General features: G+C 62.3%; 9 protein-coding genes. 8 read left to right on the plus strand and 1 reads right to left on the minus strand.

The features are described 5' to 3' along the window. Positions 1-103: 103 nt before the first annotated feature. On the minus strand, positions 104-2,038 hold the full coding sequence (locus KZX66_RS14610; protein ID WP_248080681.1) for a BCCT family transporter: 1,935 nt from the start codon (positions 2,036-2,038) through the stop codon (positions 104-106). Positions 2,039-2,416: 378 nt separating this feature from the next. Between KZX66_RS14610 and betI the strand changes: the two genes are divergently transcribed. The 8 genes from betI to dbpA all read left to right on the plus strand — a co-directional run bounded on the left by betI (position 2,417) and on the right by dbpA (position 13,484). Beyond that, the gene (gene betI, locus KZX66_RS14615) at positions 2,417-3,010 is read left to right on the plus strand and encodes a transcriptional regulator BetI (RefSeq protein ID WP_248080422.1); all 594 of its coding nucleotides are present in this window, start codon (positions 2,417-2,419) and stop codon (positions 3,008-3,010) included. Between the two features lie 110 nt (positions 3,011-3,120). Then, positions 3,121-4,593 carry a betaine-aldehyde dehydrogenase gene (betB, locus tag KZX66_RS14620; protein ID WP_248080424.1) on the plus strand — a complete coding sequence of 491 codons (1,473 nt, stop codon included), beginning with the start codon at positions 3,121-3,123 and terminating at the stop codon, positions 4,591-4,593. A gap of 129 nt (positions 4,594-4,722) precedes the next feature. Then, entirely contained in the window at positions 4,723-6,426 is a 1,704-nt protein-coding gene (betA, locus tag KZX66_RS14625; protein ID WP_248080426.1) for a choline dehydrogenase, read from the plus strand. Between the two features lie 207 nt (positions 6,427-6,633). Continuing rightward, positions 6,634-8,076: a TldD/PmbA family protein gene (locus tag KZX66_RS14630; RefSeq protein ID WP_248080429.1), complete on the plus strand. Its 1,443-nt coding sequence runs from the start codon at positions 6,634-6,636 to the stop codon at positions 8,074-8,076. After that, positions 8,076-9,392, plus strand: a complete 1,317-nt coding sequence (locus KZX66_RS14635; RefSeq protein ID WP_248080431.1) for a TldD/PmbA family protein — start codon at positions 8,076-8,078, stop codon at positions 9,390-9,392. The genes KZX66_RS14630 and KZX66_RS14635 overlap by 1 nt, the downstream gene beginning before the upstream one ends. Before the next feature lie 206 nt (positions 9,393-9,598). Further along, positions 9,599-10,489, plus strand: a complete 891-nt coding sequence (locus tag KZX66_RS14640; RefSeq protein WP_248080433.1) for an alpha/beta hydrolase — start codon at positions 9,599-9,601, stop codon at positions 10,487-10,489. Between the two features lie 34 nt (positions 10,490-10,523). Next, the gene (gene mdtD / locus KZX66_RS14645; RefSeq protein WP_248080435.1) at positions 10,524-11,948 is read left to right on the plus strand and encodes a multidrug transporter subunit MdtD; all 1,425 of its coding nucleotides are present in this window, start codon (positions 10,524-10,526) and stop codon (positions 11,946-11,948) included. A 198-nt stretch (positions 11,949-12,146) separates the two neighbouring features. Further along, the gene (gene dbpA / locus KZX66_RS14650; protein ID WP_248080683.1) at positions 12,147-13,484 is read left to right on the plus strand and encodes an ATP-dependent RNA helicase DbpA; all 1,338 of its coding nucleotides are present in this window, start codon (positions 12,147-12,149) and stop codon (positions 13,482-13,484) included. Positions 13,485-13,490: the final 6 nt, after the last annotated feature.

Genomic DNA, 13,490 nt, shown 5'->3' on the forward strand with positions numbered 1-13,490 from the left:
GCACCGCAAAGCAAACCTGTGTGCGGGCTGGCCCGTACACAGGTTTTGATCTGTATGCAGATTAACCAAACGGCGCGGGTGAAGGCGCCGCTCGTTGCAACCATCAGCTATAGACACGGCCAAGGAGCTGCCGATGGCTTTCAAACTGATCGAGCACGTCCCGGGTAATCTGCGCCTGGGCGAAGCCCATCAGGTCGTACTCTTGAGGCCCGTTGTGCAGGTACACCTCGGCACGGTAATAGCGGGTGCGCTCTTCTTCAGGCATGTCGTTCGGCGCTGCCGAGTAAGCATCCAGGCTCACTTCGTAGACAAACGGGTTGCCCTCCTCCATTTCGATACGCACGCCAATGCAGCGCTTGGATTTGCCCAACAGCGTCTGCACGTCCAGGCCCTGATCACGCAACGCCGTCGCGGCCTCTTCCAGCGCCGGCGTTACGTGCTTGTCCATAAAACGCTGCACGGCGGCCTGGCTCGGTTGCAGGTCCAGGGCCGTCAGGCGCTCGCTGAAACCACGACGCCCGCGTTCAGCCAACTGCGCCTGCTCCTGTTCGATGGCCACGTCCTGGCGCATCGCCTTGTGCAGACCGAACATAAACACAATCAGCACCACCGAGAACGGCAGACCCGCGAGCACCACCATGGTTTGCATGGCTTCAAAGTTGCCGGCAAACAGCAGGCCGATGGTCACCAGCGTGATCACCGCCGACCAGAAGATCCGCAGCCAGTGCGGCGCATCTTCGTCCACGTTGCCGCCTTTGCACGAAAGGTTGGCCATCATCACCGCGCCGGAATCCGCCGGGGTCAGAAACAGCACGAAACCGACGAAGATCGACACACCAATGACGATTTTCGACGCCGGGTAGTGCTCCAGCAACTGGTAGATCGCCATGGACGGCTGCTCCAACGCCGTCTTGCCCAACTCCACGGCACCGTGGTTGAGCACCAGGTCCAGCGCCGAGTTTCCGAAGATCGACAACCAGGCCAGGGTGAAGCCCAGCGGGATCAGCAACACGCCGGCCACCAGTTCACGCACCGTGCGCCCACGGGAAATACGTGCGATGAACATGCCCACAAATGGCGCCCAGGAAATCCACCAGGCCCAGTAGAACAAGGTCCACAGGCCCATCCAGCGTTCGGTTTTGTCGCCATCGCCTTCGTACACATAGAGGTCGAAGGTTTTCAGCACGATGCCGTTGAGGTAATCACCGGTGTTCTGCACCAGGCCATTGAGCAGGTGCAGGGTCGGGCCGAACAGCAGCACAAAGATCAGCAAGCCGCTGAACAGCACGATGTTGAGGTTGGACAAGCGGCGGATACCGTTCTCCACACCCGACACGGCTGCGATGGTCGCCACGGTGCTCATCACGATGATCACGATCAGCAGGTTGGTGTTGCTGTGCGCCATCCCGAACAGGTTTTCCAAACCGGACGACACCTGCATCGCGCCGATCCCCAGGTTGGTCACCAGGCCCAACAGCGTGACGAACATGCCGAAACCGTCCACCGCGTGGCCGGCCGCGCCCTTGACCCAACGCTCGCCCACCAGCGGGTACAGCGCCGAACGCAAGGCCAGCGGCTGGTTATGGCGATACGCAAAGTAGGCCACGGCCAGGCCGACCAATGCGTAGATCGCCCAGCCATGCAGGCCCCAGTGCAGGAACGTCAGTTGCAACGCCTGGCGCGCCGCGCCATTGCTGGCCGCTGCGCCTTCGGGCGGGTTGAAATAGTGATCCAGCGGCTCCGACGCACCGAAATACAACAACGAGATGCCGATGCCCGACGAGAACAGCATGCCGGCCCAGGCGCCGTAGCTGAAATCCGGGGTGTCGTCCTTGGAACCCAGCTTGAGCTTGCCGTAGGACGAAAACGCCAGGCCGACCACGAACACCAGGTAGGCGGCGATGACCACCATGTAGTACCAGCCGAAGCTTTTCGACAGCCAGGCCTGGGCGACGCCGAGCAGGCGCCCGGCCTCCTGCGGGGCAATGATCAGAATGGCCGTCAGCAACAGAATCAGCGCGGTGGAGGTGTAGAACACCCAACCGTTGACCCGTACCTTTTCCGGTGGGGTCTTTATAAGAGAGGCAGAACTCATGGCGCAGATGCTCCGGGCAGTGCGAGAGAGAAACACAAGGCAACGGTTATCCCAGACCATCGATTTTTCGGCAGTCGACGGACGGGTGTTATAAAGACACCCCGAAAATCACTGACCCCCACAGAAGCGGTAAATGGGGCGTTTCAGCGGTTTTCCAGGTGTCAGATGTCGCCGTCTGCAGGTAGGAAAAACCTGACAGCAGCGACGATTTGTCGCAGAGCTTATTCTTTGTTGATTGAACGTTCAATCAAAACAAAATAGACTGGCCTCCAAGTCGACGGGCGTTCATCGCCCCTCGGCAGGCCTAAGGAGAGGTGCTACATGCCCAAGGTCGGTATGCAACCCATACGCCGCCAGCAGTTGATCGACGCCACGATGACGGCCATCGATCAGGTCGGGATGGGAGATGCCAGCATTGCGCTGATCGCCCGTTTGGCCGGCGTCTCGAACGGCATCATCAGTCACTACTTTCGGGACAAGAACGGCCTGATCGCAGCGACGATGCAGTACTTGATGAGCGTGCTGATGGAGAACGTCAACGATCGTCGAAAAGCGTTGAACGATGACAGCCCACGCGCTCACCTTCAGGTGATCGTCGCCGGCAACTTCGACGCCAGCCAGGTCAATGGCCCGGCAATGAAAACCTGGCTGGCCTTTTGGGCCACCAGCATGCACCACCCGTCTTTGCACAGGTTGCAGCGGATCAACGATCAACGCCTGTATTCCAACCTGTGTTTTCAGTTCCGCCGGGTGCTGCCGCCGCCTGAAGCACGCAGCGCAGCCCGAGGCCTGGCGGCCCTGATCGACGGTTTGTGGTTGCGCGGCGCCCTGTCGGGAGACGCTTTCGACACCGAACAGGCGCAGCGCATCGCTTACGAATACATGGATTTCCAATTGGCCAAGCAGGTGAGTTAGAGCCCTTATAAACGCTCAACCCCTGAACGTCTGCCGCTCAGTGTTGCCACACCCTAATGGCCCACTTTGCGGCGGGTAACGCCAACCACTTATGCACTTGCGAGGACTTTATGGCCCGTTTCGACCTGCAAAAACTCTACATTGACGGCGGCTACAGCGACGCTGGCAGCGATGCCACCTTCGAAGCCATCAACCCGGCTAACGGTGAAGTTCTCGCCCAAGTGCAACGCGCAACGAAAGAAGACGTTGAACGTGCCGTGGTCAGCGCTGAAAAAGGCCAGAAAATCTGGGCCGCCATGACCGCCATGGAGCGTTCGCGCATCCTGCGTCGTGCCGTCGACATCCTGCGCGAACGCAATGATGAACTGGCTGCCCTCGAAACCCTGGACACCGGTAAAGCCTTCTCCGAAACCAAGTACGTCGACATCGTTACCGGCGCCGACGTGCTGGAATACTACGCAGGCCTGGTGCCGGCCATCGAAGGCGAGCAGATCCCGCTGCGCGAGACCTCATTCGTCTACACCCGCCGCGAGCCGCTGGGCGTGGTCGCCGGTATCGGCGCGTGGAACTACCCGATCCAGATCGCCCTGTGGAAATCCGCGCCGGCCCTGGCCGCTGGCAACGCGATGATCTTCAAGCCCAGCGAAGTCACCTCGCTGACCACCCTGAAACTGGCCGAGATCTACACCGAAGCCGGCGTTCCCGCAGGCGTGTTCAACGTATTGACCGGCAGCGGCCGTGAAGTCGGCACCTGGCTGACCGAGCACCCGCGCATCGAGAAAGTCTCGTTCACCGGCGGCACCGACACCGGCAAGAAGGTCATGGCCAGCGCTTCCAGCTCCTCGCTCAAAGACGTGACCATGGAGCTGGGTGGCAAGTCGCCGCTGATCATTTTCGACGACGCCGACCTCGACCGCGCCGCCGACACCGCGATGATGGCCAACTTCTACAGCTCCGGCCAGGTCTGCACCAACGGCACCCGCGTGTTTGTGCCCAAGCACCTGCAAGCCGCGTTCGAAGCCAAGATCGCCGAGCGTGTCGCGCGCATCCGCATCGGTAACCCGGAAGACGAAAACACCAACTTCGGCCCGCTGGTCAGCTTCGCCCACATGGAAAGCGTGCTGGGCTACATCGCCAAAGGCAAAGAGCAAGGTGCGCGCCTGCTCTGCGGCGGCGACCGCCTGACTGAAGGCGACTTCGCCAAAGGCGCCTTCGTGGCACCGACTGTGTTCACCGATTGCACCGACGACATGGTGATCGTGCGTGAGGAAATCTTCGGCCCGGTGATGAGCATCCTCACCTACGAGACCGAAGAAGAAGTGATCCGCCGCGCCAACGACACCGACTTCGGCCTGGCCGCAGGCCTGGTCACCAAAGACCTGAACCGCGCGCACCGCGTGATTCATCAACTGGAAGCCGGTATCTGCTGGATCAACGCCTGGGGCGAGTCCGACGCCAAAATGCCGGTCGGTGGCTACAAGCAGTCGGGTGTTGGCCGTGAGAACGGGATCAGCTCGCTGAATAACTTCACGCGTATCAAGTCCGTGCAAGTCGAGCTGGGCGATTACGCATCCGTCTTCTGATGAGCCTTTAGCGGCAAGCGTCAAGCTGCACGTAAAAGCAGTTGGCGTTTGCCGCCTCTCTCATCCACACCGCTCGCTGCTTTTTCTTGCAGCTTGAAGCTTGGAGCTTGCAGCTCCCCCGGAGTACAGATGACTCAAGAATACGACTACATCATTGTTGGCGCAGGTTCTGCGGGCAACACCTTAGCGACCCGTCTGACCGAAGACGAAGGCGTCACCGTTTTGCTGCTGGAAGCCGGCGGCCCCGACTACCGTCTCGACTTCCGTACCCAGATGCCCGCTGCGCTGGCGTTCCCGCTGCAAGGCCGTCGCTACAACTGGGCCTACGAGACCGATCCAGAGCCGCACATGAACGGCCGCCGCATGGAGTGCGGGCGCGGCAAGGGCCTGGGCGGTTCCTCGCTGATCAACGGCATGTGCTACATCCGTGGCAACGCCATGGACTACGACAACTGGGCCAAGCTGCCAGGTCTGGAAGACTGGGCCTACCTCGACTGCCTGCCGTACTTCCGTAAAGCCGAAACCCGCGACATCGGCCCTAACGATTGGCACGGCGGCGATGGCCCGGTCAGCGTGACCACGCCTAAAGCGGGCAACAACCCGCTGTTTCACGCCATGGTCGAAGCCGGCGTGCAGGCCGGTTACCCGCGTACCGAAGACTTGAACGGTTACCAGCAAGAAGGCTTCGGCCCGATGGACCGTACCGTCACGCCGAACGGCCGTCGCGCCAGCACCGCTCGCGGTTACCTGGACACCGCCAAAAAGCGCTCCACGCTGACCATCGTCACCCACGCCCTCACCGACAAAGTGTTGTTCGAAGGAAAGCGTGCCGTCGGTGTGCGTTACCTGATCGGCGCGGCCGAAGAGCGCGTTGAAGCCCGTGCACGCAAAGAAGTGCTGGTGTGCAGCGGCGCAATCGCTTCGCCGCAATTGCTGCAACGCTCCGGCGTAGGCCCGGCCAAACTGCTCGAAAGCCTCGACATCCCGGTGGTCCACGACCTGCCTGGCGTCGGCGAAAACCTGCAGGATCACCTTGAGTTGTACCTGCAATACGCATGCACCCAGCCGGTGTCGCTGTACCCTTCGCTGCTCTGGTACAACCAGCCGGCCATCGGTGCCGAATGGCTGTTCAACGGCACCGGCATCGGCGCCAGCAACCAGTTCGAAGCGGGCGGTTTTATCCGCACCCGCGAAGAATTCGAGTGGCCGAACATCCAGTACCACTTCCTGCCGGTTGCGATTAACTACAACGGCAGCAACGGTGTGAAAGAACATGGCTTCCAGGCGCACATGGGTTCCATGCGCTCGCCAAGCCGTGGCCGCGTGCAGTTGAAGTCGAAGAACCCACGGGACTACCCGAGCATCCTCTTCAACTACATGGCCACCGAACAGGACTGGCAGGAGTTTCGTGACGGCATCCGCCTGACCCGCGAAATCATGCAGCAGCCGGCGCTCGATCAATACCGTGGCCGAGAAATCAGCCCAGGTATCGAAGTGCAGACCGATGAGCAACTCGACACGTTCATCCGGGAACACGCCGAGACCGCGTTCCATCCGTCCTGCTCGTGCAAGATGGGCACCGACGAGATGGCGGTAGTCGACGGCGAAGGTCGCGTGCATGGCATGCAAGGCCTGCGCGTGGTCGATGCCTCGATCATGCCGATCATCACCACCGGCAATCTGAACGCGCCAACGATCATGATCGCCGAGAAAATCGCCGACAAGATCCGTGGCCGCAAGCCGCTGCCGCGCAGCACCGCCGACTACTATGTCGCCGGCGATGCACCGGTGCGTGGCAAGCCGATGCGTGAAGTGGGGCCAATGGCGCAATAACGCTAAACCATGTGGTGAGCGGGCTTGCCCCGCGTTGAAGTGCGTAGCGCTCCCAAGATTTTTGGGGCCGCTGCGCAGCCCAACGCGGGGCAAGCCCGCTCGCCACAAGGGGCACTTGCCACAAAGAACCACCTCTCCTTGATCGCTCCCCAGCCCAGGCCTACTCTGTTTGCCTGCCCGCGCTGAGCCGCCCACAAGGAAGGCCCCATGTTCGACCACCACGCCACACTCAAACAGCACTTCAGTGCCCTGCGCACTCGCGCCGATTTCTTTTCCCTGCGCTACGTACGCGAATCCGGCCAGTACCTGTCGGTACGCAAGAACGTCGCAGAACCACCGCACCTGAGTCACGATGAGGGCGCCATGCTCACCGTGCGCCTCAACGGCGTGGAAGCCTACGCTGCAACCCACGATATTTCCCTGTCCGGCCTGCAAGCCGCCCTTGAGCGTGCTGAACAGCAAGCCCGGCGGATTTTGCCCCACGCCCTGCTCGACCTGCGCGAGCAACCCGTGTCCAGCGACGTCGCCGACTACCTGTCGCCCGACCTCGACCAGCCCTTCCCATCCTTGAGCGACTGCTACCAACTGCTGGGCGACGAGTGCGCGGCCGTGCCCAAGGATGAGCGCCTGGTCAGTTGGGACGTGAGCCTGGGCCTGACCCACGTCGAGCAGATCTACCTCAACAGCGCCGGCGCCGAACTGCACCAGGCCCAGCGCTTCGTGTTCCCCGGCGTCAACGTCACTGCTTTTGACGGCAACGACAGCCAGACCCGCACCCTCGGCGGCACGAACTTCGGCCAGCAAGGCGGTTTTAATGTGATCAGCCGCTTCGGCCTGATCGGTGCCGCGCCACGGGTGGCCGACGAAGCCCTGCAACTGCTGCTGGCGCCGAACACGCCCCAAGGCCCGCGCGACCTGCTGCTGATGCCCGACCAGATGATCCTGCAGATCCACGAGTCCATTGGCCACCCGCTGGAGCTGGACCGCATCCTCGGTGACGAGCGCAACTACGCCGGCACCAGTTTTGTGAAGGCCAGCGACTTCGGCCATCTGCAATACGGCTCCGAGCTGCTCAACGTGACCTTCGACCCGGACATCCCCGAGCAACTCGCCAGCTACAGCCATGACGACGACGGCACCCCTGCCAGCAAACAGTTCCTGATTCGCGAAGGGCTGCTGCTCAAGCCGCTGGGCGGGGCGCTGTCGCAATTTCGCGCAGGCATGAGCGGCGTGGCCAACAGCCGCGCCAGCAGTTGGAACCGTCCACCGATCGACCGCATGGCCAACCTGAATATCGAAGCGGGTGACAAAAGCTTCGCGCAACTGGTGGGCGGCATCGAACACGGCATCCTGATGTCGACCAACCGTTCGTGGTCCATTGATGACGCGCGCAACAAATTCCAGTTCGGCTGCGAATGGGGCCAGTTGATCGAAAACGGTGAACTCAAAGGCGTGGTGAAGAACCCCAACTATCGGGCGATTTCCGCCCAGTTCTGGCGCAACCTCAGCGCCGTGGGCGACGCCAGCACCTTCCAGGTGTTGGGCACGCCGAACTGCGGCAAGGGCGAACCCAACCAGGTCATCCGCGTGGGCCACGCCTCGCCGGCCTGTGTGTTCAGCAACGTCGACGTATTCGGGGGAGATGCCTGATGAACACATTCAAGGCACTGGTGGACTGGCTCAAGCACGCCATCACCGACAACGAGCAGTTTCATCTGGGCTACGCGGCCGAAGCGTCCGAGTTCGTGCGGTTCAACCATGCCAAGGTGCGCCAGGCCGGACAGGTGCAACAGGCCAGCCTCACCCTCAAGCTGATCAACGACGGGCGCCACGCCGACCTCGGCATCACCCTGGCGGGCGAACCCGAGCTGGACCGCCAGCGCCTCGCCGCAGGTTTGCAGCAACTGCGCGAGACCTTGCCCTTGCTGCCCCAAGACCCCTACCTGTTGCTCAACCCCACCGCCTGGCAGAGCAACAACGAACAGGCCCGGCCGTTGCCCGACATCACCACAGTGCTGGATGCCATCAGCGAAGCGGCAGACGGTGTCGATCTGGTCGGCATCTACGCGGCCGGCCCGATCAGCCGTGGGTTCGCCAGTTCATCAGGCGCATTCGGCTGGCACCAGGCCAATAGCTTCAACTTCGACTTCAGCCTGTTCCACGCCAATGGCGAAGCCGTTAAAGCCAGCTACGCCGGGCACACCTGGGACAGCGCCGAGTTCGCCGCGCGCCTGCAGCAGGCGCGCGAGCAACTGACGTTTCTCGACCGCCCGCTGCACCCCTTGCCGCCCGGACAATACCGCGCCTACCTGGCACCGGCCGCGCTGGAAGAAATCATCAGCATCATCACCTGGGGCGGGTTCTCCGCCCAGGCCATCGCCAGCAAAGGCAGTTCGCTGCAACGCCTGTACGCCGCAGAGCAACAGCTGAGCCCGCTGGTGACGGTGACCGAGCAGATCAGCGGGTCGTTGAGCCAGGCGTTCTCCACGGAGGGCTACCCACGCAGTGATGTCACGCTGATCAACGCCGGCAAGGCCGACGGCCAACTGGTGAACTCACGCAGCGCCGCCGAATACGGCCTCAGTGCCAACGGCGCCAGCGGCGACGAATCCCCCAGCGCCCTGCAGATGGCGGCGGGCAACTTGGCCCAGGCCGATATCCTCAAGCAACTGGGCACCGGGCTGTACATCAGCAACCTGTGGTACCTGAACTACTCCGACCTGCCGGCCGCACGCCTGACCGGCATGACGCGCTTTGCCACGTTCTGGGTCGAAGACGGCGAGATCAAGGCGCCGATCAGCACCATGCGTTTTGATGACAGCGTGTACAGCTTGCTCGGTTCGCAATTGGAGGCCCTGACCGCTGAGCGAGAGCTGTTGCTGTCGGCCAGCACCTACGGGCAACGCAACACCGCGTCCAACTTATTGCCGGGGGCCTTGGTCAAGCGCCTTACATTGACCCTCTGACCCTGTTTCGCCTGTAGGCGCTCCACCGCCTACAGGCGATTCCCATCGCCCCCGACGAACCTTCGCTGACTCCACCCGTTGGTCATTGGGCCTGTTGTCCCGCTCCAGATTCCCCTTTATAAAGGTTAGCGGCGTAACGCCATTCAACCCGCGTGCCCGCACGTGATGCACGACCTTGCCTGGATTAGGCAAGCTGGAGCGTTGACATGAACCATGGAAGTTTTGTCATAGAAAAGCTGTTCAAGCACTACAACGTTCACGTGGAGAGACTGGGCCACGACCCGCAAAAGAAGACGGTGCTGATGGTCAATGGCGCACTGTCCACCACGCGTTCCTTCGCCCGCACCAGCAAATGCCTGGCCGAGCATTTCAATGTGCTGCTGTTCGATTTGCCCTTCTCCGGCTATTCCCGCGAATACAACACCGACCTGGAGCTGGTGACCAAGGACGACGAAGTGCAGATGCTGCGCGCGCTGGTGGAGCGCTTTGAGGTCAACCACTTGGTATCGGCCTCCTGGGGCGGCATCTCGACACTGCTGACCCTGGCGCACAACCCGCCGTCGATCGAGAGCTCGGTGGTGATGGCGCTGGCGCCGAACCTCAATCAGGCGATGCTCGACTACGTGGAGCGCGTGCGTGTGCTGATCGAGGCCGACGACAAATCCGCTGTCGGCCATCTGCTCAACGAGACGGTCGGCAAATACCTGTCGCCACGGCTCAAGCGCAATAACCACCGCCACCTGTCCAACATGGCCACCACCGAATATCGCCAGGCCCGCTTCCACATCCACCAGGTGCTGGCGATGGGGGATGGCAACTACCTGCCGGCGCTGCGCCAGATCGAAACGCCAGTGCACTTCCTCAACGGCAGCCTGGATGAATACACCCCAGCCGCCGAGGCCCTGTTGTTCAAAAGCTACGTGGGGCGCAGCAGCTTCGCCGTGGCCGAACACACTGGCCATCTGCTTGATCTGGAGTCCCGCGAAGCGGCCTTGGCGGTGCACCGCGCGCTAGTGAATTTCCTGGTGGGCGAACACGCGGCGCTGTCGGAATTAGACGAACCGCCAGTGGGAAAAGGCGGGACGAATGGCGCATAATCGCCAACACATAGCTTGCTAACAAAGGGATCCCATGCCGAACGCCCCGCTCGATGCCAAGACCGCCCGCTGGCTGCCCTGGGTGGTGGCGATTGCCTTCTTCATGCAGTCGCTGGATGGGACGATCCTGAATACGGCACTGCCGGCGATGGCCCAGGACCTCGCGGAAAACCCGCTGCGCATGCAAGGGGTGATCATCGCCTACATGCTCACCGTCGCCTTGCTGATACCGGCATCAGGCTGGATCGCCGACCGCTTCGGCACCAAAAAAATCTTTTTTAGCGCGATCATGCTGTTCAGCATCGGCTCCTTGCTGTGCGCCCTGTCCAGCAGCTTGACCATGCTGGTGGGCGCAAGGGTGGTCCAGGGCCTGGGCGGCGCGTTGATGCTGCCGGTCGGGCGACTTGTGGTGCTGCGCGCCTACCCCCGCTCCGAACTGGTACGGATCATGGGCTTCATCACCATCCCCGGCCTGCTCGGTCCGTTGCTCGGCCCGACCACGGGTGGCTGGATGGTGCAATACCTGACCTGGCACTGGATCTTCCTGATCAACCTGCCAGTGGGCATGATCGGTTGCTACGCCGTGTGGAAATTCATCCCCGACCTTCGCGGCAGCGAACGCACGCGCTTCGATGGTGCGGGCTTCCTGCTGTTTGGCGCGGCGATGGTGCTGATCACCATCGCCATGGAGGGTCTGGGCGAACTGCACCTGCCGCACTTGCGGGTGATGTTGCTGCTGTTCGGTGGGCTGGCGTGCCTGGCCGCGTACTGGCTGCGCGCCGGGCATATCGACAACCCGCTGTTCTCGCCGGCGCTGTTCAAGACGCGCACGTTTGCCGTGGGCATTCTGGGCAACCTGTTCGCCCGCCTGGGCAGCGGCGCGCTGCCGTTCCTGGTGCCGCTGCTGCTGCAGGTGGCGTTGGGTTATTCGCCCTCGGAGGCCGGCATGAGCATGCTGCCCCTGGCGGCGGCGGCGATGCTCGCCAAGTCCGTGGCACGGCCGCTGATCGAGCGCCTGGGTTACCGTGTGGTGCTCACCGGCAACACCTTGGCGCTGGGGATCATGCTGGCGAGCATGGGGCTGGTCAGCGAGCACACGCCCTACCCGTTGCTGTTAGCGATGCTGGCGGTGCTGGGGGCGATCAACTCCCTGCAATTTACCGCGATGAATACCGTGACCCTGATCGACCTCGACGACGCCCAGGCCAGCAGCGGCAACAGTTTGCTGTCGGTGGTGGCGCAACTGTCCCTGAGCCTGGGCGTGGCCTGTGCCGGCGCGCTGCTCGGCGGCTTTACGGCGGAGTCCGGCAATGACGGCGTGAGCACCGTGCTCGGCGCCTTCCAACTGACCTTCCTCACGGTGGGCATCATGGCGATGCTGGCGGCGGCGATCTTCCTGCAACTGTCGCCAAAAGACGGCAAACGCGCGGCCAGCCCGGAGCAGCATATTGAGCATTGAAGCAGCTGCACGCTTCAACTTGTAAGCTTCAAGCCTGGGGCTTGCCGCTGATAACTTGCCGCTGGCCCCCTACTCCTCGTCGAGAACATACAAAGAAACCCAAGGGGGCCTGCTACACTGCGCGACATTTTGTTTTGCAGAGCCAGTCCCGTGACTACGATCGCCACCGCTTTTAATACTTTGCCCCTGTCCGCCGCCATGCTGGCTAACCTCGACTCGCTGGGTTATGTCGAGATGACGCAGATCCAGGCGCAAAGCTTGCCGGTGATCCTCAAAGGGCTGGACCTGATTGCCCAGGCCAAGACCGGCAGCGGCAAGACCGCTGCATTCGGTATCGGCCTGTTGAACCCGATCAACCCGCGTTACTTCGGCTGCCAGGCGCTGGTCATGTGCCCCACCCGTGAGCTGGCCGACCAGGTCGCCAAGGAAATCCGTCGCCTGGCCCGCGCCGAAGACAACATCAAGGTATTGACCCTGTGCGGCGGCGTGTCCCTCGGGCCACAGATCGCCTCGCTGGAACACGGCGCCCACGTAATCGTCGGCACGCCGGGCCGCATCCAGCAACACCTGCGCAAGGGTTCGCTGGTGCTCGACGGCTTGAATACGCTGATTCTCGACGAAGCCGACCGCATGCTCGACATGGGCTTTTACGACGCCATCGAAGACATCATCAGCAAGACCCCGCCACGCCGCCAGACCCTGCTGTTCTCGGCCACGTACCCGGTGAGCATCAAGCAACTGGCGTCCAAGTTCATGCGCGCGCCGCAACAAGTGAAGGCCGAAGCGTTCCACTCCGACGACCAGATCGAGCAGCGCTTTTACGAGATCTCGCCAGAAGAGCGCATGGAAGCGGTGACCAAGGTCCTGGCGCACTTCCGCCCGGCCTCCTGCGTGGCGTTCTGCTTTACCAAGCAGCAAGTGCAGGAAACCGTGGATCACCTGACGTCCAAGGGCATTTCCGCCGTTGGCCTGCATGGCGACCTGGAACAGCGCGACCGTGACCAGGTGCTGGCGATGTTCGCCAACCGCAGTACCTCGGTGCTGGTAGCCACTGACGTCGCTGCCCGTGGCCTGGACATCGACTCGCTGGACATGGTGATCAACGTCGAGTTGGCCCGCGACTCGGAAATCCACATCCACCGTGTCGGCCGTACGGGCCGCGCCGGTGAGACCGGCATCGCCATCAGCCTGGTAGCACCGTCCGAAGCGCACCGCGCCCAGGCCATCGAGCAACTGCAGAAGTCGCCGCTGAACTGGGACCAGTTGGACAACCTCAAGCCGCAAAGCGGTGGCCCGCTGCTGCCGGTCATGAGCACCCTGTGTATCGCCGCCGGGCGTAAAGACAAGGTTCGTCCAGGCGACATCCTTGGCGCGCTGACCGGCGATGCCGGCATCCCCGGTGCCCAGGTCGGCAAGATCGCGATCTTTGACTTCCAGGCCTTCGTGGCCGTGGAACGCGGCATCGCCAAGCAGGCACTGCAGCGTTTGAATGACGGCAAGATCAAAGGCCGTTCGCTGCGCGTGCGGATCCTGTAACACACG

The sequence above is a fragment of the Pseudomonas sp. EYE_354 genome (genome assembly GCF_023148575.1).
Classification (GTDB): domain Bacteria; phylum Pseudomonadota; class Gammaproteobacteria; order Pseudomonadales; family Pseudomonadaceae; genus Aquipseudomonas.

Excerpts from the sequence above, each read along its gene's own strand:
- betA (WP_248080426.1), top strand. The coding sequence starts at position 4,723 with ATGACTCAAGAATACGACTACATCATTGTTGGCGCAGGTTCTGCGGGC.
- KZX66_RS14630 (WP_248080429.1), top strand. The coding sequence starts at position 6,634 with ATGTTCGACCACCACGCCACACTCAAACAGCACTTCAGTGCCCTGCGC.
- betB (WP_248080424.1), top strand. The coding sequence starts at position 3,121 with ATGGCCCGTTTCGACCTGCAAAAACTCTACATTGACGGCGGCTACAGC.
- KZX66_RS14635 (WP_248080431.1), top strand. The coding sequence starts at position 8,076 with ATGAACACATTCAAGGCACTGGTGGACTGGCTCAAGCACGCCATCACC.
- betI (WP_248080422.1), top strand. The coding sequence starts at position 2,417 with ATGCCCAAGGTCGGTATGCAACCCATACGCCGCCAGCAGTTGATCGAC.
- mdtD (WP_248080435.1), top strand. The coding sequence starts at position 10,524 with ATGCCGAACGCCCCGCTCGATGCCAAGACCGCCCGCTGGCTGCCCTGG.
- dbpA (WP_248080683.1), top strand. The coding sequence starts at position 12,147 with ATGCTGGCTAACCTCGACTCGCTGGGTTATGTCGAGATGACGCAGATC.
- KZX66_RS14640 (WP_248080433.1), top strand. The coding sequence starts at position 9,599 with ATGAACCATGGAAGTTTTGTCATAGAAAAGCTGTTCAAGCACTACAAC.